Source organism: Moraxella lacunata, assembly GCF_900453205.1.
Lineage (GTDB): Bacteria > Pseudomonadota > Gammaproteobacteria > Pseudomonadales > Moraxellaceae > Moraxella > Moraxella lacunata_B.
The window spans coordinates 406261-429096 of the sequence record NZ_UGQU01000002.1 but is presented as its reverse complement, the minus strand read 5'-3'; the positions used below and the strand labels follow the sequence as shown (position 1 = coordinate 429096).

The following is a 22836-nucleotide window of genomic DNA, read 5'->3' as shown; positions in this document are numbered from 1 at the left end:
TTGTCATGACTGGTTTTATGCTGTCTAATTATCAGAAATCGTAACGCAAACCTGCTTCCACACCAAAGGCATCGCTTTGAACTTTGATGAGCTGGTCGTTGATGTATTTAAATTCAGTGCGGTCATCATAGTTTAATGTACCAAATGCACGAACCCTAGTACCACCATCACGCTTTAACCATTTGGGTATTGTTAATTGAGTATACTTTTCTAGAAAGCCGTTCGTGGTGAGCTTGTCGAACCATAACGGTTTTCCTAGACTTCGACAAGCTCAGTCCGAACGGAAAACCTTAAAATCTATCTTTATTTAACAATACCACCATTTGATGATACCCGTACTGGCAACAGTGCGTTCACCATCTTTAAAACCTTTAAAATTATCAGCATAGCCTGCTTGAGCATAAAAATCGGTCTTATCATCCATGCTATAATAGCCCGTGATTAATGCACCTAATTCTTTATTACCACTATTGTAGTCTGTTTGCTGAGCAATGATGCCATACTTAAACTTATCAGTAGGTTTGAGCCACACCATGCCACGCAAGGCTTTAAACTCGCCTGCATAGGTATAAGCAAGTCCTGCATCAAACTTCTCATCTTCATGCAACACATGACCTGCAATCAAATCTCTTCTGATTGTAGTTTGTTCGCCATTGACAAAAACGCCACTAACTGCACCGCCGTGATTATTGGAACCACTGACATACGTTCCAATGTCTTCATCCATGGCATAATGGAGCTTGAACTGCGTCTTGTCATTAATTTTTGGACTGGTGTATTGGAACGTATTATTGGTACGCTGACCATGATAGCTAAATGGTGCTTCCGCCCCTGAGGCATATAGATAGCCTGCATTGACATAATCAATGTCATCATCAGGGGTGTACATGCGACCTGCGGCCAGATGCCCATAATCTTTATGTTTTAATCCCAAATAAGTGGTGCGAGCGGCAAAATTTAAGCTTTTGCCATCACTGGTTACAGCATCATTATCCAAAAACACACTGTATTCTAAACGATAATCCAAAGTAACATCATCTGTCAGCTTTTCATCGCCTGTAAAGCGAATACGAGAACCCCCCGAATTTAACGTCGTGCGGTCAGTGTTGGTTTTGGATACTGCATTGGTGACTGTGTTGGTCTCAGTAACATCTTTATTCTCATAAAGCGTACTCAGATAAAGACGACCTGAGATTTTAGGGTCGGCATGAGCGGTTGTGGCAAGCATGACACCAAGGGCAATGGAAGTGGCGATGGCTAGTTTTTGAGCGGAAAAATGTTTCATGATGTTCCTTAAGCTGAAGTGGTGTTACCATGTCCACTTAATTAATCCTAATTAAGCATTCCTGACCTGATAACAACAGCGTTTATCTTGATACAAATTAACAGTTTTATAACTGCAAGGTAAATATACATAAAATTACATCATATTGCAAATATTTTTTACTATAATCCATAAAAACCCAAAAAATCGGTCATATTTTGCCCATAATTTGTCAGTTTTTGCCAAAATAGCGTGGTTTTTGTTTACATTTTTATAATTATTTTTTACAATAGTTCTTTTAAATTCATGATGATAACGAACATGACTGATACTCATTCTCCCTTAGACGTGGTGCTTGCCCTATCGCATTTGGATAAACCCCTAGCAGACATTAGCAGTGATGATTTTGATGATTATGCCAAACAGGTCATCAAAGCGATTGGCACGGCTTACAACACCGCCCAATTACAAGAATTAAAAGGAGCATTGCAAGGCAAAAAATCCCCCCTCACTGCCCTCTCCAAACAAATGGGCGGACTGGACGCTGAGGGCAAAAAAACCTACGGGGCATACCTGCACGAGCTACGCACTCGCATTGCTACCGCCCTTGATGAGCGTGGGTCGGTACTAGCAAAAGAAGCCCTAAACGCCAAGCTCATGGCAGAGCAAATCGACATCACGCTCCCGCCACGCCACCGCCCCACAGGCGGACTACACCCCATTACACACACCACCGAGCGGATGAAGCAGTTTTTTGTACAAGCAGGGTTTAGCGTGGCGACAGGCCCTGAGGTGGAGAGCGATTATTATAACTTTGAAGCCCTAAACATCCCCGACCACCACCCTGCTCGTGCCATGCACGACACCTTTTATTTTGACGCTCATTATCTACTGCGTACGCACACATCAGGTGTACAGATTCGCACCATGGAGGCGAGCGAACCGCCCCTGCGTATCATCTGCCCTGGGCGTGTGTATCGCTGTGACAGCGACCAGACGCATTCGCCGATGTTTCACCAAATGGAAGGTTTGATGATTTCTAAATCATCGAGCTTTGCCGAGCTTAAAGGCGTGATTCATGAGTTTTTAAATGCCTTTTTTGGTAGGCAGATGACCGTGCGTTTTCGTCCGAGCTTTTTCCCATTTACCGAGCCGTCTGCGGAGGTGGATATTTTATCCGACTCTGGCAAATGGCTAGAAGTCTTAGGCTGTGGCATGGTTCACCCCCAAGTTCTACGCAACTGTGGCATTGACCCTGATGAATACACAGGTTTTGCCTTTGGACTGGGTATCGAACGCTTTGCCATGCTGTATTATGGCATTGATGATTTGCGAGTATTTTTCCAAAATGATGTGAGATTTTTGGGGCAGTTTGCTTAAATGACAAACGACGTGCATGATGACAATACCTCCACAAGACGCATTGGTCTTGGACAAGGGCAAGTCACCATTCCCGATGATATTCATTGGGGTGATGATGAAATCATGCGAATGTTTGAATTTAGCGAAGAAGATATTAGTGGCACTTATCCAGACAAAGCCAAATTAAACCATACAAAACAAGATAATAAGAGAAAACCATGAAAATCAGCGAAAACTGGCTCAGACAATGGGTCAATCCTGCCAATACCTCCGCCGAGCTTGGCGAACAGCTTACCATGCTTGGACTAGAACTAGACGACATCACCCCCATTGCCCCCAAGTTTAGTGGTGTGGTTGTGGGTCAGGTCATCACTTGCGACAAGCACCCCGATGCCGACAAACTCTCCGTGACCACCGTCAATGTTGGTACAGATGAGCATTTGCAAATTGTCTGTGGGGCAACCAATGTGCGTGCAGGACTTAAAGTGGCGGTGGCAACCGTTGGGGCGGTACTACCACCGATTGACGGCAAAGAGTTTAAAATTAAAAAAGGCAAACTGCGTGGTGTAGAATCACAAGGCATGCTCTGCGGTGCGTCTGAGCTGGGCTTGATTGATGAGATTGACGGACTTTTAGAGCTTGACGATGACGCACCGATTGGTGTGAATGTGCGTGAATATTTGGGGCTGGACGGTCAGATTTTTGATGTGGCGATTACCCCCAATCGTGGCGATTGTTTGAGCGTGTTAGGTTTGGCTCGTGAGATTGGCGTGGTTAATGGCTTATCCCTAAACCGCCCAGAGATTATCACGACTGCCCCCACACTAGATAAAGCGGTAGCGGTCAAAGTAGACAACACCACCGCCTGCCCTCGCTATTTGGCTCAGTATATCGGGAGCATTGACCGCACCGTTAAAACCCCAAAATGGCTAAAAGACAGTCTCGTGGCGAGCGGACTACGCACCCATAATTTTTTGGTGGATGTGACCAACTTTATTTTATTAGAACTTGGTCAGCCCCTACACGCCTTTGACGCTGATAAAATTGTCGGCTCTATCGTGGTACGCCTTGCCCATAAAGGCGAGACGGTAGAGCTGTTAAACGAGCAAACCATTACCCTAAGTGGCGATGAGCTGGTCATTGCTGATGAGGTGGGTGTGCTTGCACTGGCAGGGATTATGGGTGGGTCTCGCTCTGCCGTGTCGGACAGCACGACCAACATCGTGCTAGAATCGGCTTATTTTAATCAGCTAAACATCGCAGGGCGTGCCAGACGTTTTGGTTTGCACACCGATGCCAGTGCCAGATTTGAGCGTGGGGTGGATTTTAACTTACCCAAACTCGCCCTTGACCGTGCCACGACTTTGATAGCGAGCATTGCTGGCGGTCAAGTCGGACAAATCACCACCGCCGAGAGCGTCTCTGATTTGCCAGCACGCACCACCATCAGCGTGCCATTTACCAAAGTCGAAAAACTGCTTGGTATCAGCCTGCCCAGCGATACTATTACCGAGCTATTAAACCGCTTAGAAATTAACACCACTTTTGACGGCACGGCATTTACCTGTCAGCCCCCAAGCCATCGCTTTGACCTAAGCATCAGCGAGGACATCATCGAGGAGATTGCTCGGGTGCATGGCTATGCCAACATCGCCCCACGCCTGCCCGAGTTTGCAGTGGACATGAGTTATGATGACACGGCAGATTTGACCCACACGCTCAAACTGACACTTGCCAAACAGGGCTATTTTGAGGCGGTGAGTTTTAGCTTTTGTGATGACAAATTAGAACAACTGCTCCACGATGACAAATTGGGCGAGATTTTGCCTCTTGCCAATCCCATCTCCTCCGAGCTTGCGGTCATGAGACGTACGCTACTATCTAGCCTACTGCCTATCGTGAGCCACAACCTCAACCGCCAGCAAACGGACGTGCGACTGTTTGAGGTGGGTTTGTCGTTCGTGGGTAAAGATGTCGCAAGCCTTGCCCAAATCAATAGTCTTGCCATCATCGCCACAGGACGAGCCACCGACAGCATTCATGGCGTGCGTGGCATGGACTTTTATGATTTAAAAGCCGACATCGAAACCCTGCTCCCTGCTCATGTCCGCCCAAGCTATGAGCGAACGGATTTGGCGTTTTTGCATTCAGGGCAAAGTGCCTATTTGGTGGTAAATGGCGAAAAAGTGGGCTACTTTGGACAGCTCCACCCCAGTATCGCAAGCGAGCTTGATTTGCCGACCGTGTGGGTGGCTCAGTTTGAGCTTGATAAACTGCTTGCCCTGCATCGCAAGCCCCTTGCTGTGAGCCTACCGAGCAAATTCCCAAGCGTTCGCCGTGATTTGGCATTTTTCGTGGATAAGGATTTGGCATGGCAAGACGTGGCAGATGTCGTGCGTGATGTGGCAGGCGAGCATTTGACAGATGTTGCCTTGTTTGACGTCTATGAAGGCGACAGACTGCCTGCGGGCAAAAAATCACTGGCATTTGCCATGACCTTGCAAGATACTGCTCGCACCCTGTCTGATGATGAGATTAAGGCGTTGATGGATAGGGTAATTGTGGCATTGACCGACAATTACCAAGCACAACTGCGTGATAGCTGATGTTTATCAAGGGCGAATGTGGTTCGCCCTTAACCCTAACAATGCCAATTTTAATTTAATTTTAAAAGGATAACACATGGCAACCTTAACCAAAGCAGACATGGTAGACCATTTGACCATTCGCCTGCGTATGACTCGCCAAGACGCTCGCAAATTGGTGGATACCTTTTTTAGTGAGATTAGCCAAAGTTTGGCAGACGGTAAAGAAGTCAAGCTCTCAGGCTTTGGCAACTTTGAGTTAAAAGACAAAAAGTCCCGCCCAGGTCGCAACCCCAAAACAGGGGAAGTTATCCCTGTCAAGGCTCGCCGTGTCGTTACCTTTAAGGCAGGGCAAAAGTTTCGCCGTCAGATTGATGTGAAATAACACCGTCAATTTTAAAAATTTGCAAAAATAAAGGCGAATACGCCCCAGTCAAACTCCGATGATTGGGGCTTTTTGGTGTGTTATATGGGGTAAATGGGGATTTATCCATACATACGGCTGATTTGCTTTATACGCAATCAAAGTATAACTAGGGCGTGCCTGCCTTTTGTATTTGCAATGAAAAATGAGAAAAATCGCACGTTTTTCAAGGAAAAAACAAAGGCTGTGAGTTTTCTATCAGACAAGTTTTTGACTTCGAGCCACAAGATTTAGCCATTTTTCATGCAAAAACGATTGATTTATTTCTAAAATACATCTAAATCGTAAATAGTGTTATAAAGGGTAGGCACGCCCTTACATAAGCACACAAAGCGGTACATAAATTTACTTGGTAAATGGGGCAGAACTTGTTAAAGTAAGACATCACAATTTGGTGATAAAGCAATTTTAATCCACTGATAAACAAGGACAATCCCATGAGCGACACCCAAACCCACATTGACACCATTGGCGAGTTGGTCAAAGACATCAAATTTACCATGATGACAACCGTTACCGCAGACGGACATTTACACGCCTGCCCCATGACGACTAGCGAGTTTGACTTGGGCAAAAAAGAGATTTGGTTCATCGCTGATGCCAGCACCCAAACCGTTGCCGACATCAAGGCAAACCCACAGGTCAATCTGTCCTACACCGCCCAAAACAACAAAGACTATCTGTCTATCAATGGCAAAGCCGAATTGGTCGCCGACCCTGCCAAGCTCGATGAGCTGTGGTCGCCCACGTACAGTGCCTTTTTTGCCAATGGCAAAGATGATGCCAATGTACAACTCATCAAAGTCATCCCCAATGGGGCAGAATACTGGCTAAGTGGTAACAGTGTCGTTAATATGTTCAAACTAACAGCGTCTGCCATTGCAGGCGGTAAGGTTGCTGATAGCTTGGGCGAGAATGCGTCTGTGCGTTTTTAAGATGAATTTGTTAAGATTAATTTAACAATTCATGAAATCCAAAACAAAAACCCATGCCAAAACATGGGTTTTTGCCTGTCTAATAAAATATCACAACTCGCCAAATTTGCGTTTGGCTTTCTTCTCTTGGCGTTTGGCAAAGAATACCTCTTCGACCGCTCGTTTTTTGTAGGGCTTTTTCACGCCGTCTCTACCGCCAAATTTTGCCGTCTCTTTGCTGTCCTTTCTTTTGTCATCACGCCATGCACGCTCGCCTTTGTAGGTGTTATCACGCTGTCCAAATTCACGGCTGTTTTCACGGGCATAACCAAAAGATTTGGGCTTATCTTGGCGATAGTCTCTGTCTTGGCGAGTGCATCTGTCGTCTCTGTCGCCAAAACGCTCTTGGTACGGCTTGGCAAAACGCTCATCACGTCCACTCTCACCACGCTCATATCGCTCTGTACGGTATTGGCGTTCACGGTTTGGTCTGTCGCCTTGTCGGTCATAAGCCTGCTTATCATAAGCTTGTCTGTCATGACCGCCAAACGATGACCGCCCTGAGCGAGTGCCAAACTCTGCTCTCTCGCCACGCCCAAAACCACGACCGCCCGAGCGACCATAACGCTCGCCACGTCTGCCACGCCCTTCACGTCTGCCGTCTTTGTCTTTGGCACTTGGGGCAACTCGTTTGGGTTCTAGTCCTGCAACCACTTCTTCTTTCATTTCACGGTTTAGATAGCGGTTGATGTGTCCAAGCTGACGTCTGTCGTCCATGCTACATAGGTTCATGGCGACCCCTGTCCGTCCTGCTCGCCCACAACGACCAATGCGGTGCACATAGTCTTCGACTTGACGGGGCAAATCATAGTTCACCACATGGCTAATGGCAGAGATGTCAATGCCACGAGCGGCGACATCAGTGGCAATCAAAAAGTTGCATTTGCCCGACTTGACATCGCTGATGATACGGTTACGCTTGCCTTGTGGCAAATCGCCATGCAGATAGCGAGCCGATAATCCTGCTTCGGTGAGCGACTGGGCAAGCTGTTCGGTACTGCGTTTGGTGGCGGTAAAAATCACCGCTTGGTTAATCTCGGGGTTGCCCAAAAGTTCAATCAAAATCTTATTTTTGTGGTGAAAATCATCACAAAAATACACGCTCTCATCGATATGAGCCGACTCAACTTTGATAGAGACATGCTCAGGATTCACGGTAAAGCTCTCGGCAATCTTGCCAACCGCTCCGTCCCATGTCGCTGATGACATCACGGTTTGGCGTTCGCTTGGGGCGGCTTCCAGGATAGTCTTGATGTCATCGGCAAAACCCATGTCCAGCATACGGTCAGCTTCGTCTAGTATCAGCGTGTCAAGCTCGGACAAATCCACACGCCCGTCATTCATGTGGTCAATCAAGCGACCGGGGGTGGCGATGACAATCTGCACGCCCTTACGCAAGGCACGAATCTGTCCGCCATACGGAGCACCGCCGACCAATGGTACACTAAAAATCCCACGCATTTCACTGCTGTATTTACGCACGTTTTCCTGCACCTGCATGGCAAGCTCTCGGGTGGGGGTCAGTATCAAAGCTTTAATGGCGGTCTTTTGGTGGCGGTTGTGTGATTTTTGGCTAAACTCACTGGATTTTTCGGCAGGTTTTGGCTGGGCTAATTGGTGCAAAATCGGCAGGACAAACGCCGCCGTTTTGCCCGAGCCTGTTTGGGCGGACAGTAGCAAATCACGTCCGTCTATGGCATGGGGGATTGCCCCTGCCTGAATGGGCGTGGGCGTGGTATAGCCTGATTTGGTCAGGGCTTTTAAAATGGGTTTGGCAAGGTTTAACTGCTCAAAAGTTAGGCTGTTTTGCTCTTTTTGCTCGGTGGGTTGCTCGCCTGTTTGCTCATTTTGTGGGGCAAAATCTTGTTGGTGCTGGGTTGTCATAAATAACCTTGATGTCATGATGTTGATAATAATCGCTGGCTTGGCGAACGTGGTTGGGGTTTTTTAAAATGTCTATTTAAAAAATCTTAAAAAAACATCTACATGGCAAAGGATAGCCCTTGCCAGACCCAATCATGTTTTACAAAAAACACCGAAGACAATTCATACTGCCAACAGTTTGCCGTTGGTTTTATAATCAAAACCAACCTTGACAAAATCAGCAATCATGATGATAAGAAGTACACAGAAGTCATTTTAGACGTGCCATTTTAATTGTGTTAAAAAATAAACAATGGCAATTTGCATTTTTCTGATATATTTATCATTAAACGTAATGATGAAATATCCAAACGCCCAGAAGTATAAAACGAACTTAACTCGTTCTTAAACACATTTGACGGCAAAACCGTCCTAGCCTACGATGTGGCTTATTCTAGGGCGTACCCTCATATCAATAGAAAATAAGCAGGTTCAGCGATGATTTGGCAAATTATTTTACCAAAGAGAGCCATTATACCACAGTTTTTGGCAAAGTAGGCAGGAAATTTTGGTAAATTTTAGGGGTTTTTGGCTTTTAAAAAATTCTCAAAAATGCCATAATATAATAAGTAGCATGAGTATTTTATTTTTTTATGGCAATTTTAATTTAAGTTAATTTTGTTGATATACCCAATCTGCTAAACATGGGTTTGTGAAAATAATCATTACAAGTTATTAAAGGACATGACGTGGTACAGATTCGAGACAGCTTGCCCCTGCTGACAGGCAAAGACTCAGGCGACAGTGCAAGCCTAGCAGCAAGCCTTGTGGCAGACCAATTGCACCCCGATTTTCAGGCACAGCTTCACAGTCAAAAACTCACCACTACCCACGACCACAGCCACGCCACCGACACGCCTGCCAAGATTAGCGAGACCGACATTGACATTGACAAATGGCTATCCAATGTCGCCCAGCGTATCGGCAAAGATGAGCTACCCCTACTCAAAAAAGCCTGCGAGTTCGTCCGCATACAATCCGCCAAACCCCACCACTCTCGCTCAGGAGCGTATGTGACAGGCATTGGCATGGCGGACATTTTGGCATATCTGTTCCAAGATGAAAACGCTCTGGTCGCTGCCATGCTCTATCGCTCGGTACGGCGTGAGCTAATTAGCATGGACTCCATCGCTCATGAGTTCGGGGCAGACATCGCCCATCTCATCGAAGACACGCTTGCCATGGGGCGACTGTCCGAGGCAATAGAGGGCAACAAACGGCTTGAAGATTATTTTGAAAATAACAACCGTGAACAGCTATCGACCATATACAGCATGCTCATTAGCACCACCAATGACGTGCGGGCGGTACTCATCAAACTTGCCGAGCGTACCTTTGCCATGCGTGAGTTGTCCTTTGCCACGCCCGACCGCCAAAAACGGGTGGCTCGTGAGGTCATGACCATCTATGCTCCATTGGCTCACCGCTTATCCATCGCCCAGCTAAAATGGGAATTAGAAGACCTGGCTTTTCGCTATCTTGCCCCTGATGAGTACAAACGTATCGCCAGTCTGCTTGCCCAAAAACGTAGCGAGCGTGAACGTTACATCGAAGAAGTCAAGCAAACACTCACCGATGAACTAAATCGGGTCGGTATCAAATGCGAAGTCTCAGGGCGTGTCAAGCACATCTACTCCATCTATCGCAAGATGATAAAGAAAAACCTATCCTTTGACCAGCTCTATGACATCAGAGCCCTACGGGTACTGGTAAACACCAACGCCGAGTGCTATCACACCCTAGGCGTGGTGCATGGACTGTGGCGACACGTCCCCGAGCAGTTTGATGACTACATCACCAACCCCAAACCCAACGGCTACAAGTCGCTACACACGGTCGTCATCGCCCAAAATCGCACCCTAGAAGTGCAGATTCGCACCTTTGACATGCACTTTGAGGCGGAGCTTGGCAAGGCGTCGCACGTCAATTATAAAGAGGGCTTAAAGGGCAATAAAACGGACGACTATCTCACCGCCAAAATCAGCTCGCTAAGACAGCTTTTGGGTGGAGACAAAAGCGAGAGCGACGAGATAGAGCTTGACAACCTTGATAACGTCCAACAAATCTACGTGTTTAGCCGAGACGGGGACATCACCGAATTGCCCAAGGGGGCGACCGTGCTTGACTTTGCCTACCATGTGCATACCGAAGTTGGCAATCGTGCCCAAGGGGCAAGGGTAAACGGGCGTTATGTGCCACTGACTCATCAGCCCAAAACAGGCGACCAAGTGGAGATTATCACCAAATCAAGCCGTGAGCCGAATCGTGACTGGCTTGTCTCATCGCTCGGATACATCCATACCGCTCGTGCCAAAGCCAAACTACGCCAATGGTTTAACAAACAAGACCGTGACAAAAACATCGAAACGGGCAAAGCCCTGCTACTGCGTGAGTTAGAGCGACTGAGCGTGGCGGTGTCGGGCGTGGACTTTGGTGTGCTGTGCCGAGAGCTGGACTACAAGGGCGAAGATGAGCTGTATCTTGCCATCACCATGGGCGAGATTGGGGTTAGCCAAATCTCAGGCAAAATCATCAAGGATTTGAACCTAAGTACGCCCAATGTCAGCGAAACGCACATCGAATCCAAACCCCAAACTCGCCCCAACAAATACAAGATTGACGTGCATGGACTTGACAATGTCGAGATACACCTTGCCAAATGCTGTAACCCCGTGCATGGCGAACCCATCACAGGCTTTATTACGCTCATGAATGGGGTTAGTATCCACAGTAGCGACTGCGTGGAGCTGTCACGTCTCGCCCAAAAAGAGCCAGAGCGGGTCGTCTGTGCCGACTGGCAAGCGGAGTTTGGGCGGTATCAGCCTGTCTGTGTGGTCGTGGACGCTCACGCCACAAGCGGACTGCTGCGGGATTTGTTTAATGTCATCGACCGTGAGAAAGTCAATATCCAACGTGCCGAGACAGTCTTTGATGATGGCATGGACGCTCAGATGAAATTCTTTGTGGAAGTGGCAGGCATTGAGCATTTATCTCGCCTGCTTGCCAAAATCGAGCAACAGCCAAGCGTGGTCAAGGCAAGGCGAAGTGTGGGCTAGGATTTAAAAACGCCAAAACAAAAACGGTTCAGAATGAACCGCTTTTTTATGGTTGTCAGGCTGTCTATTTGGCGTGCTTGATACACTCTGTGGCATACGGCACCGCGTCGAGTCGCCCTTCTTCTATCTCTTCACCGCACTCACTGCATTCGCCATACAAGTCGTTTTCAATGCAAGATAAAGCGACATTGACTTTGGCAAGGTTTTCTTGGGCTTCGATGAGCAGATTTTTACGCATGTCATTTTCTTGGGCGGCGACAGCTTGGTCGTCCCAATGATGTCCTAGCTCATCTTGGGGGTGTTCTAGGTGATTGGTGATTTTGTCAATGCGGTATTCATACTCTGCTTTTAGGGCAAGCAAATCGGCTTTGTGTTTGTTGATGTCCATGATAGCTCCTAATGGCTAATAAAATAAAGGATTTAAGTATAGATTAGCATAAATTTAGGGCGTTGGGTAGCGGTATTTTTAACCCCCTGACAAATAGCCATTTTTTATTAAGTTTGCTACAATACCCCAAATTTTTTATTGACACCACACCATGAAAACCGATTTTGACACCCGCTCCATTGCCGAATTTACCGAATCCGCCTACCTAAACTACGCCATGTACGTCATCATGGACAGAGCCTTACCGCACATCGCTGACGGCTTAAAGCCCGTCCAACGCCGTATCATCTACGCCATGAATGAGCTAGGACTTCGCCACACCGCCAAGCCCAAAAAGTCCGCCCGCACCGTGGGCGACGTGCTGGGCAAATATCACCCGCATGGCGATACAGCGTGCTATGAAGCCATGGTGCTTATGGCACAGCCGTTTAGTTATCGCTATCCGCTTGTCATGGGGCAAGGCAACTGGGGCAGTCCTGACGACCCCAAATCCTTTGCTGCCATGCGATATACCGAAGCCAAGATGAGCAATTACGCCAGCACCCTGCTATCCGAGCTTGGCGAAGGCACGGTGGATTTTATCCCCAACTTTGACGGCACGATGAGCGAGCCTGCCACGCTCCCTGCCCGCTTGCCAAACATCTTGCTAAACGGCACCACAGGCATTGCCGTGGGCATGGCGACCGACATTCCGCCCCACAATCTCACCGAGACCGTCAAGGCGTGTATCAAGCTTCTAAAAAACCCCGACATCACCACAGCCGAGCTATGCAAGACGGTGCTTGCCCCTGATTTGCCGACATCTGCCGAGATTATCACGCCAAAAGATGAACTTGTCAAAATGTACGAAACAGGGCGTGGTAATTACAAAATGCGAGCGACTTATCATATTGATAAACAAGACAAAAACACCGTCATCATAGATGCGTTGCCCTATCAGGTCTCAGGCTCAAAAATCATTGAGCAGATTGCTAAACTCATGACCGACAAAAAACTACCGTGGGTTAATGACATCACAGACGAATCCGACCACGAGAACGCTTGCCGTATTGTCATTGAGTTTAAGCGTGGCAAGGTTGAAATTGACAAAATCATGGCTCATCTGTTTGCCACGACCGACCTAGAAACATCCTATCGGGTCAATATGAACATGATTGGGCTAAATGGCAAACCCGAAGTCAAAAATCTAAAACAAATCCTATCCGAATGGCTCTCATCACGCCGTGCGGTGGTGCTAAGACGACTCGCCAACCGCCTTGATAAGATTGACAAACGCTTGCACATCTTGGCAGGTTTGCTCATTGCGTATTTGCACATTGATGAAGTCATTGCCATCATTCGCACCGAAGACGACCCCAAGGCGGTCTTGATGAGCCGTTATGGGCTGTCCGACACCCAAGCGGACGCCATTCTTGACATCAAACTTCGCCAATTAGCCAAATTAGAAGAGATTGAGCTAAATGCCGAGCGAGACGAACTACAAAAAGAGCGAGCCATTATCACTGAGCAAATGAATAACCCCGATAGCCTGACAAACCTACTCATAGACGAGCTAACTGCCGACATGAAAACGCATGGCGATAAACGCAAATCGCCCGTTGTGGAGCGTGAAGAATCTGTCGCTGTCAAAGCGTCCGAGCTGACCCCGAGCGAGAGTGTAACCGTCATCATCTCAAAAGCAGGCTGGATTCGCATGGCAAAAGGGCATGAGATTGACCCTGTCGCCCTAAACTTTCGCACAGGCGATGAGTACGCCACGCACGCCCTTGGCAAGACGGGCGAGCGACTTATCGTGCTTGACAACATGGGGCGTAGCTATGGGCTAGACACGGCAAGTCTGCCGTCCGCTCGTGGGCAGGGCGAGCCGATTAGCAGTATGCTTAATTTGGCAAATGGCGTAAAAATTGAGCAAGCCCTATTTGGCAGTTATCCCATTATCCTAGCCAGCAGTCAAGGCTATGGCTTTATCACCGACACCAAAGGGCTAGACACCGCCCAAAAAGCAGGCAAAGCGGTGGTCAATCTGGGCGAGGCGACCCTGTTGCCATTTGCCCCTGTGGACAACGCCACGCACATTGCGGTGGTGAGTAGTGGCGGAAATCTGCTTATCTTTAACCGTGATGAATTGCCCGTACTGGCAAAGGGCAAGGGCAACAAACTCATGAGCCTAAAAGACAACGAAACGCTGGTGGCGGTGTGTGCCTTAGCCGACACGGACAATCTCATCGTTCGCACCAACAAGCGTACGCTCACCCTAAAACCTGCCGACTGGGCAAGCTATCAAGGCAAACGTGCAGGGCGTGGCGGGGCATTACCAAAAGGGTTTTTGAGCGTGGTGGGGCTTAGCACGGCGACATCATAAGCAAATTTAGAGTAAGTTTATGGAATGCTCATTACCGCCCACACTTATCCAACATCGCCATGATTTTATTAAAATGAACTTAAAAAACATGGCGATCATCTTATTGTGCGTGCTTGCTTTTGCGGTACCGATTTATTTTTTGGCAGATTGGCATGCTCTCATTAAATGGGTGGCTTTGGGAATGTTATCATCTCTAATTCCCCTTTGTATTTATCTGACACTACAAAGTCGGCAAATCATTCATCAAGACGCACAAGGTATCACAATAAAAATTGGGCTTTGGCGAATAAAAACCGTAAGAATAGATTATCAAAACATCATCGCTGTTACCGACATCTATTTGCCTGCCAAACGTTATAAAAATCCGCCAACCATTTTGCAAATCTCCTATCATCACAAAAACACCATTTACCAACAAAATATCAATCTGTGTCGTCACGATGCACAGATATGGGTGGATTTTCAGATGTTTTTGCTTCACAAAAAGATCTTCAATCAAGTATTGTATCAAAAATCCGCCATACCAAATCTGCCCCAAACCTTTAATTCTCGGTATTATCTGGTAGGGTTTTGTATGGTTGCAGGTGTGCTTGCTGTGATGGTGTTTTTATTTTATATCGCAATGGGCGTGTATCATTTTAATGAGCTGTCGCTAGATGCCCAAATTCACCTGTTTGCGTTAGTGGCATTTTTGATTTTTATCATCAAGCTACTCATTGATGGGATTAAATTCATCGCCAAAAGTGGTACAATCACACTACACCCAGACCATTTATTAATCAAAACCATTTTTAACAAAGAAATCATCATCAAATTATACTTACTAAATTATGAAAATATCAAAACAGACATATCGGACATCAATATTTTTCAAAAATTTTCTTTTAATGATGTCAGGCAGGATTTTATACTCATCAATCATCATAGCCACACCCAAGCGGTTCAAGATTTTTTAAGAGAAAATCTTGTCAAGTATTAAAGCGTACCTACCATTAATAACTTTTCTATAAAATAAGACGAGAATTTAACGCTTTAATTTATTTTTTACATGAAAAATGACTATCCGACCACTTATTTTAAAAAATTACACCCAACAAACTTGATGTTTACTACGGGTTTGTAAAGGTATGCTAGCCTTGTAGAGTGCATACCACACCACTCAAACCCACGCCCATTCATTGCATTTTTCAGATAATCACGCTACAATCATCATACTGCCAGTCCCAAAATCAAGCATAAGCCCAAACCCAAACCGCCATGAAAAAATTCTACCTAATCCGCCACGCCCAATCCGAATCCAACGCAGGACACGCCATTCGTCCAAACCATAAGATTGCCATTACCAAGCTCGGACAAGCCCAAGCGACAGACGTGGCGGACTGGCTCATCACACACGCCCCCATGCCTGATAAGGTTTTTGTGTCGTCCTATATCCGCACGCACCAGACGGCACAGCCTTATTTGGATAAGACGGGCATGACCCCTGTACAGATTGATGATTTAAGAGAGTTTAATTACCTAGATTATGAGCATATCAAGGATTTGACATTGCCCCAAATCGTCAAAATGGCGGACGACTACTGGGCAAATAATGACAAAACCCACACCGACAGCCCCACAACCGATAATTTTACAAACCTTGCAGAGCGTGTCAAGGCGGTGCGTGATGCGTTTGATGCTTTGCCAGACGGTACTTATGTAGTCTTTACGCATGGTATGTGGCTAGGTATGCTCATGTGGCAATTGATGCTTGGCTATCATGAGGGCGAGTGTCCACGCCTGTTTAATATGATAAAATTTAGAGAATTTAAACTTGCCGTCCGCCCTAAAAACTGTGAAGTCTATCTGATGATAAGCGATGACGGACACAGCATGATAAGCAAGGTGAGAGCTAAGGGCGATGATTGACCCAAGCCCTTTTCTTTGCAATCTATCGCCTACACCACCCGATAAAGCTGGCTACCCTCTTCTTTATATTTATCCTTCATCTCGTCCACGCCACGGGCGTATTCACGCACGTTTTGCGTGATTTTCATCGAACAAAACTTCGGGCCACACATTGAACAAAAATGTGCCGACTTATGAGCTTCTTTTGGCATGGTCTCATCGTGCATTGCCCTTGCCGTGTCAGGGTCTAGGGCAAGGTTAAACTGGTCTTCCCAACGAAACTCAAACCGTGCCTTAGACAAGGCATTATCACGCACTTGGGCGAGCGGATGTCCTTTGGCAAGGTCGGCGGCGTGGGCAGCGATTTTATAGGTAATGATACCGTCTTTTACATCCTTTTTGTCAGGCAAGCCCAAATGCTCCTTTGGCGTAACATAGCACAGCATTGCCGTACCATACCAACCAATCATCGCCGCCCCTATTGCACTGGTGATATGGTCATAGCCAGGGGCGATGTCGGTCGTCAGGGGCCCTAGCGTATAAAATGGGGCTTCGTGGCAATGTTCTAACTGCATATCCATATTTTCTTTAATCATATGCATCGGAACGTGCCCCGGCCCTTCTATCATCACTTGCACGTCATACTCCCATGCTCGTTTGGTCAGCTCGCCTAAGGTTTTTAATTCGCTAAATTGAGCTTCATCATTGGCATCTTGAATACACCCTGGGCGAAGTCCATCACCCAAACTAAACGCCACGTCATAGGCTTTGGCGATTTCACAAATCTCATCAAAATGCTCATAAATAAAATTCTCCTTGTGATGAGCCAAGCACCACTGTGCCATGATTGACCCACCCCGAGAGACAATGCCCGTCAAGCGATTGGCGGTGAGTGGCACATAACGCAGTAGCACCCCTGCGTGAATGGTAAAATAATCCACGCCCTGCTCTGCCTGCTCAATGAGCGTATCCTTAAAAATCTCCCACGTCAAATCCTCCGCCACGCCATTTACCTTTTCCAACGCCTGATAAATCGGCACCGTCCCAATCGGCACAGGGCTATTACGGATAATCCATTCTCGTGTTTCGTGGATATTTTTGCCTGTGGATAAATCCATAATGGTATCCGCCCCCCAGCGTGTTGCCCAAGTCATTTTGGCAACTTCTTCATCAATGGACGAACCTAGGGCGGAGTTGCCGATATTGGCGTTAATTTTCACCAAAAAATTTCGCCCAATAATCATCGGCTCGCTCTCTGGGTGATTGATGTTACACGGAATAATCGCTCGCCCTTCTGCCACTTCTTGACGCACAAATTCAGGGGTAATCTCACGCACGCTCGCCCCAAAATTTTCGCCTTGATGTTGGCGTAAATCCACGCCATCACGCTGTTTGCCATTTTCACGAATGGCGATGTACTCCATTTCAGGCGTGATAATGCCCTGTCTGGCATAGTGCATTTGGGTAACGTTTTTGCCACGTTTGGCTCGTCTGGGTTTGGCAATGTGAGCAAAACGAATGTCTGCCGTGCGAATGTCGTTTAGCCGCGCCTTGCCAAAATCCGATGTCAAACCGTCCAAAACGTCCGTATCATCACGCTCGGCAATCCACGTCTCACGCAGTTTGGGTAAGCCTTGATTTAAATCAATCTTAACATCAGGGTCGGTATAAACGCCTGATGTATCATAGACTAAAATGGGGGGATTTTGTTCAAAGCCCTCTTTGGCAAGCCCTGTGGGCGTATCGGTCAAGCTAATTTCACGAAATGGCACACGAATGTCGTCCCGTGAACCTGTTACATAGACCTTTTTGGACGCTGGCAAAATGCGTGTTAGGTCTTTGGCATCTTGTTCGTGCTGGTTGATAATTTCTTGTGGTTGATTGATTTGGTTCATCATAAAATCCTTAAAATGACTAAAAACAAACCAAGTCATCAAAAATCTTATGATAAATGGGCTGTGGGTAAGGTGCTTGGGTGTTAAATATCGGTCGCACCGATTAAATTTTACGCTGAATGTGGTGCGTGGTACGCACCTTACTACTTAACCACAAATAGACTTTGAAAACTTGATTTCCTACGGCGGTACGAACCGCATCAGGTTCAACGGATTTTGTGGCATAACCACAATCTCGGCAACTTTGGGTTGCACTCCGTCAAGTTGGTAACATTATAACAAAGATTGGGTGGTTTTAAAATGGGTTAATGGGCTAATTGTAATCCATGCAAAATAACAATCGCCACGAGTAAACCGCCCGCCACAGTCCATTGTTTGCATAATAACGCAATCAACAAAAAAACAATCAACGCTGATTTTAAATAGGTAATAACAACCAGTCTGCGATAACATTTATCACAAAATTCAGCCGTATAAGGTCCATTGGGTGCGTGGCGTAAATGCCCATATTCACCGCATTTACAAATACCGCAAAATCCATAAGGAATGTTTCGCTTTTTTAAATGATCAGGGTCTGTTTGCCATAAGTTGCAATAGCAATTTTTTTCTGGGTCGGGTGTTGGCATGGTGTTTTCCTAATACATGATTATCACAGTTAAATTATCCAAATCATCGTATTATTTCAAATAATACCAAACCCCAAAAGGCAATAAAACAAATACCAACCACAGTCCATAACCTATTTTATTAAGCCATTTTAATTGTTCATCAGAATAATCACGTTTTGAGAAATAGGCATTTGCCAAAGAATGGGTAGCAAACCCCAAGCCACAAACCCCAAGCCAATACAGTGCTGTATCATGTAGGTTAGGTGGCAACCGAGAAGGGATAATCTTTGGAAGCAATATAAAAAAGAACACCCAAAATCCCATAACCGCCATGCGAACACCTTCATTTCGGTCAAGCCATGATGAGCGAAAAAATTTGGTCAATTTGGTCATTGTTTTCCCTGTTTGATTTGACGTGAAAAAATAATACTATAACAAAATCACACCCCATTATCAATTATTATTTATTCTCATTTACTTGGATAAGTTCGCCCTCCTATCTGCCGTAAGACATCAGCTACGCCCCAATTTGCTTGATGGCTTGACTGCCACAAAAGGCAAAAGTGATTTGCCCTAATACACTCTTTTGTGATAGAGTACTTAAGTATCATGCCAAAAACATCATCCATGCTTTAGCATCACCAACAACCCATTTTAGGACAAACCATGCACAAATTCATCGCCTATATCCCCGAGTCTGACCTAGAAAATGTCAAAACCGCCCTATTTAACGCAGGGGCAGGGCAATTTGACGGATACAGCCATTGTTCGTGGCAAGTGCTTGGCGTGGGACAATTTAAACCTTTAAAAGGGGCAAACCCTGCCATCGGTCAGATTGACAAAATAGAGTACGTCCCCGAGTGGCGGGTTGAGACCATCGTCCCTGATGACAGGCTCATGGACGTGGTGCGTGCCTACAAATCAGCTCATCCCTATGAAGTGCCAGCGTATGATGTCTATCAGATGGTGGGTGTGTGAGTGCATGGCTTTTCGTGTCCGATGGGACATGATGAGCTAAGCCATTTTATATGCCAAAATAATAGAGATATATGCCATAATGGAATTTAGGCTTTGCATAAAAAGCCCTGATAATAGGACACATCAAGACATATCACAAATCACGATGGAGCTGACATGACAAGCCAATCCTTTAAATTTTCCAAAAAATCCCTAGCCCTTGCCCTGCCTGTGTGCTTACCGCTGTTTTTTGGGGCGTGCAGTCAGCCCCAAAACCAAGCTCAAACAGGCGATACCGCCGACAAGACGAGCGAGACCAAGGCGGACACGACAAAATCCGACCGTGATACGCTGGTTATCAATAACGGTGCCGAAGTCGGTTCGCTTGACCCGCACAAAACAGGGGGTGTGCCTGAGTCTGGGCTTGCCCGTCAGCAGTTTGTGGGGCTTGTCAGTACAGATGCTGATGGCAATCTTGAACCTGCCATTGCCGAAAGTTGGGAGAGTGCTGACAACAAGGTATGGACGTTCAAGTTGCGTGATGCCAAATGGTCAAATGGCGAGCCGATTACCGCCCATGACTTTGTGTTTAGTTTTCAGCGTATGGTTGACCCCAAGACAGCTGCCAACTTTGCCAACTATGTGGCGGATGCCAAGTTTTTAAATGCAAACGACATCATCGAAGGCAAAAAAGCCCCCACCGAGCTTGGCGTGAAAGCCATTGATGATAAGACCGTTGAGATTACCCTGTCCGAGCCTGTGGCGTTTTTGCCTGACATGCTCACCTACACCGCCATGCGACCTGTTCCCAAAAATGTGGTAGAGAAATTGGGCGATGACTGGTCAAAAATCGAAAACATCGTGGTAAACGGTCCATACATCATCAAAGAGCGTGTCATGGGCGAAAAAATCGTCCTTGCCAAAAACCCCCATTATTATGATGCCGACAAAGTTGCCATTCCAAATCTGGTCCTACTTGCGGTGGATTCTGGGCAGACGGACTACACTCGTTATCAGGCAGGCGAGATTGATGTGACTTATACCGACATTCCAAGCGATATTCTTGCCAAAGCTGACAAAAATGAAGTCAAAACATCACCATCGTTTTGCTCGTATTATTATGAAATGAACGTCAACAAACCACCCTTTGATGACGTGCGTGTTCGCCGTGCGATGACCTTGGCAATGGATAGAGAGCTGATTGCCGAAAAAGTGGCGGCTCGTGGCGAGACCCCTGCCTATCAGATGACCCCAAAAGTTACCGCCAACAACCCCAACTACACCCCAGATTGGCAAAAACTTGACAAAACCGCTCGCATTGCCGAAGCCAAAAAACTGCTGGCAGAAGCAGGCTACAACGAGCAAAATCCTTTGAAATTTGAGCTACTCTACAACACCAGCGAAAACCACAAAAAAGTGGCGGTGGCAGCCCAGTCCCTATGGCAAGAAGCTTTGGGTAATATTATTAAGATTGAACTACACAACCAAGAATGGAAATCCTATCTTGCTAGTCGCCGTAACCACGAACACCAAATGGCTCGTGCGGCATGGTGTGGCGACTACAACGACCCTGCCACATTCCTAAACGTCATGAAAACCAAAGGCTCGGGCAACTATGGGGCGTATTCTAGTGCCGAATATGACAACCTACTAAAAACCGCCTACACCGCCAACAGCCCCGAAGAGCGTGCCAAGGTATATCATGAGCTTGAAGCGATTTTGGACAAAGATGTGCCAAATGTGTGGGTGTATTATCAAGTGAATGTGCGTGCGGTAAAGCCATATGTCAAAGGCTACTCAACCAAAGATGCTCTTGGCAACTGGCAAGCCCGCCATTGGTCATTTGAGTGATGTGAGTTTTTAAATCAGGAAAATTAGTACAACAAAAAGGGCGAATCACTTGCCCTTTTTATATGGGTTTCTTATGCAATCAGCCTTTCCAAAACTTTCCCATAAATTTGCGTTAATTTCTCCAAATCATTGACCGCCACTTTTTCATCAATCTGATGAATGGTGTCGTTTAGTACGCCAAGCTCAACCACTTGGGCATTCATAATCGGAGCGATAAACCGCCCATCCGATGTCCCGCCCGAGGTGGACAGCTTACTGTCCGTGCCTGTAACGTCCTTGATGGCGGACACCACAGCATCCACAAACTCGCCTTTTGGGGTCAAAAACGGCTCGCCTGATAAATTCCATTCAATCGTATAATTTGCCTTTGAACTCCCAAAATGTTTATCCAAAATGGCATGGGTTTTTGCCTGTAAGCTCTCGGCGGTGTTCTCGGTACAAAAGCGAAAATTAAACAATACTTCCACACTATTAGGGATAACATTGCTTGCCCCTGTGCCACCATTGATGTTAGAAATTTGCATACTGGTGGCAGGAAAATAATCATTACCATTATCCCAAGTGGTCGCCACAAGTTCTGCCAATGCTTGCGATACTTCGTGGACTGGATTGACTGCCAAATGTGGATAAGCGATGTGTCCTTGTTTGCCTGTGACAGTGAGCTTGCCATTTAATGAGCCACGCCGACCGTTTTTGATGACATCGCCCAGTACGCTGGTGCTGGACGGCTCGCCCACCAAGCAATAATCCATGCGTTCGCCACGCTCTGCCAATGCTCGGGCGACTTTTTCAGTGCCATTAATCGCCACACCTTCTTCGTCTGCGGTGATGAGTAGGGAGATGTCGCCTTTGTGGTTGGGATTTTGTTTGATAAAATTTTCACACGCCACACAAAATGAGGCGATGGCGGTTTTCATGTCGCTCGCCCCACGCCCCCACAGATAGCCGTCTGCCACCGTTGCCGAAAAAGGCGGATAAGTCCACTGGCTCTCATCGCCCACAGGCACGACATCAGTATGCCCTGCAAAGCACAAATGGGGGGCGGTAGGGTCGCTTCCTTTTTTCTTAGCGTAGAGATTTTTAATTTGGGCGTTTTTGCCGTTGTCATTAGGGTCGCCAAAATACAAAAATTCACAATGAAAGCCTAATTTGCCCAAAAACTCTGCCAAGATATTTTGGCAGTCAAAATCATGGGGGGTAATGGACGGCTCTTTTAAAAGGGCGGTAGAAAGGAATAAGGTGGGGGTCATGGGTGCGATCTTGTCGGTCAATGGTTGATGGATAAATAAAAAGCAGATGT

At 46.6% G+C, this 22836-nt stretch carries 18 protein-coding genes and 1 riboswitch; of the genes, 11 read left to right on the top strand and 7 right to left on the bottom strand.

Features of this window, described 5'->3' with window-relative positions; all coding sequences use genetic code 11:
* Nucleotides 1-307: 307 nt before the first annotated feature.
* Nucleotides 308-1285 (bottom strand): porin, encoded by a 978-nt coding sequence (locus DX073_RS07485; RefSeq protein ID WP_115007093.1) that lies wholly within the window; start codon nucleotides 1283-1285, stop codon nucleotides 308-310.
* Nucleotides 1286-1585: 300 nt separating this feature from the next.
* Here DX073_RS07485 and pheS point away from each other — a divergent pair, with 300 nt between their 5' ends.
* From pheS to DX073_RS07455, 5 genes are all read left to right on the top strand, one after another.
* Nucleotides 1586-2644 (top strand): phenylalanine--tRNA ligase subunit alpha, encoded by a 1059-nt coding sequence (gene pheS / locus DX073_RS07475; protein WP_115007089.1) that lies wholly within the window; start codon nucleotides 1586-1588, stop codon nucleotides 2642-2644.
* Nucleotides 2645-2848 (top strand): hypothetical protein, encoded by a 204-nt coding sequence (locus DX073_RS07470; RefSeq protein WP_115007087.1) that lies wholly within the window; start codon nucleotides 2645-2647, stop codon nucleotides 2846-2848.
* Nucleotides 2845-5232, top strand: coding sequence for a phenylalanine--tRNA ligase subunit beta (gene pheT / locus DX073_RS07465; protein WP_115007084.1), 2388 nt, complete (start codon nucleotides 2845-2847; stop codon nucleotides 5230-5232). The genes DX073_RS07470 and pheT overlap by 4 nt, the downstream gene beginning before the upstream one ends.
* Nucleotides 5233-5308: 76 nt before the next feature.
* The gene (locus DX073_RS07460) at nucleotides 5309-5596 is read left to right on the top strand and encodes an integration host factor subunit alpha (protein WP_062500822.1); all 288 of its coding nucleotides are present in this window, start codon (nucleotides 5309-5311) and stop codon (nucleotides 5594-5596) included.
* Between the two features lie 476 nt (nucleotides 5597-6072).
* A complete protein-coding gene (locus DX073_RS07455; protein ID WP_115007082.1) occupies nucleotides 6073-6570 on the top strand; it encodes a pyridoxamine 5'-phosphate oxidase family protein in 498 nt (165 codons plus the stop codon).
* Between the two features lie 90 nt (nucleotides 6571-6660).
* On the opposite strand, the gene DX073_RS07450 is transcribed toward DX073_RS07455, so the two are convergent.
* Nucleotides 6661-8493 carry a DEAD/DEAH box helicase gene (locus tag DX073_RS07450; protein ID WP_258556901.1) on the bottom strand — a complete coding sequence of 611 codons (1833 nt, stop codon included), beginning with the start codon at nucleotides 8491-8493 and terminating at the stop codon, nucleotides 6661-6663.
* A gap of 728 nt (nucleotides 8494-9221) precedes the next feature.
* Between DX073_RS07450 and DX073_RS07445 the strand changes: the two genes are divergently transcribed.
* Complete coding sequence (locus DX073_RS07445; protein ID WP_115007078.1) at nucleotides 9222-11588, top strand: RelA/SpoT family protein; 2367 nt, start codon at nucleotides 9222-9224, stop codon at nucleotides 11586-11588.
* Between the two features lie 64 nt (nucleotides 11589-11652).
* Here the strand turns inward: DX073_RS07445 and DX073_RS07440 are convergent, their stop codons facing one another.
* Entirely contained in the window at nucleotides 11653-11976 is a 324-nt protein-coding gene (locus tag DX073_RS07440; RefSeq protein WP_472973936.1) for a TraR/DksA family transcriptional regulator, read from the bottom strand.
* Between the two features lie 151 nt (nucleotides 11977-12127).
* Here DX073_RS07440 and parC point away from each other — a divergent pair, with 151 nt between their 5' ends.
* From parC to DX073_RS07425, 3 genes are all read left to right on the top strand, one after another.
* Nucleotides 12128-14338 carry a DNA topoisomerase IV subunit A gene (gene parC, locus DX073_RS07435; RefSeq protein WP_115007074.1) on the top strand — a complete coding sequence of 737 codons (2211 nt, stop codon included), beginning with the start codon at nucleotides 12128-12130 and terminating at the stop codon, nucleotides 14336-14338.
* Between the two features lie 88 nt (nucleotides 14339-14426).
* Entirely contained in the window at nucleotides 14427-15317 is an 891-nt protein-coding gene (locus DX073_RS07430; protein ID WP_147279696.1) for a hypothetical protein, read from the top strand.
* A 278-nt stretch (nucleotides 15318-15595) separates the two neighbouring features.
* Complete coding sequence (locus DX073_RS07425) at nucleotides 15596-16246, top strand: histidine phosphatase family protein (protein ID WP_115007070.1); 651 nt, start codon at nucleotides 15596-15598, stop codon at nucleotides 16244-16246.
* Between the two features lie 29 nt (nucleotides 16247-16275).
* On the opposite strand, the gene thiC is transcribed toward DX073_RS07425, so the two are convergent.
* From thiC to DX073_RS07410, 3 genes are all read right to left on the bottom strand, one after another.
* On the bottom strand, nucleotides 16276-18120 hold the full coding sequence (thiC, locus tag DX073_RS07420) for a phosphomethylpyrimidine synthase ThiC (protein WP_115007068.1): 1845 nt from the start codon (nucleotides 18118-18120) through the stop codon (nucleotides 16276-16278).
* A gap of 159 nt (nucleotides 18121-18279) precedes the next feature.
* Nucleotides 18280-18389, bottom strand: a riboswitch (TPP riboswitch).
* A 36-nt stretch (nucleotides 18390-18425) separates the two neighbouring features.
* On the bottom strand, nucleotides 18426-18746 hold the full coding sequence (locus DX073_RS07415) for a hypothetical protein (protein ID WP_115007066.1): 321 nt from the start codon (nucleotides 18744-18746) through the stop codon (nucleotides 18426-18428).
* A gap of 51 nt (nucleotides 18747-18797) precedes the next feature.
* On the bottom strand, nucleotides 18798-19121 hold the full coding sequence (locus DX073_RS07410) for a hypothetical protein (RefSeq protein WP_115007064.1): 324 nt from the start codon (nucleotides 19119-19121) through the stop codon (nucleotides 18798-18800).
* Nucleotides 19122-19394: 273 nt separating this feature from the next.
* Here DX073_RS07410 and DX073_RS07405 point away from each other — a divergent pair, with 273 nt between their 5' ends.
* The gene (locus DX073_RS07405) at nucleotides 19395-19706 is read left to right on the top strand and encodes a YqfO family protein (RefSeq protein WP_115007062.1); all 312 of its coding nucleotides are present in this window, start codon (nucleotides 19395-19397) and stop codon (nucleotides 19704-19706) included.
* Nucleotides 19707-19862: 156 nt separating this feature from the next.
* Entirely contained in the window at nucleotides 19863-21536 is a 1674-nt protein-coding gene (locus DX073_RS07400) for a peptide ABC transporter substrate-binding protein (RefSeq protein ID WP_115007060.1), read from the top strand.
* A gap of 71 nt (nucleotides 21537-21607) precedes the next feature.
* On the opposite strand, the gene dapE is transcribed toward DX073_RS07400, so the two are convergent.
* Entirely contained in the window at nucleotides 21608-22786 is a 1179-nt protein-coding gene (dapE, locus tag DX073_RS07395; protein ID WP_115007058.1) for a succinyl-diaminopimelate desuccinylase, read from the bottom strand.
* Nucleotides 22787-22836 lie beyond the last annotated feature (50 nt).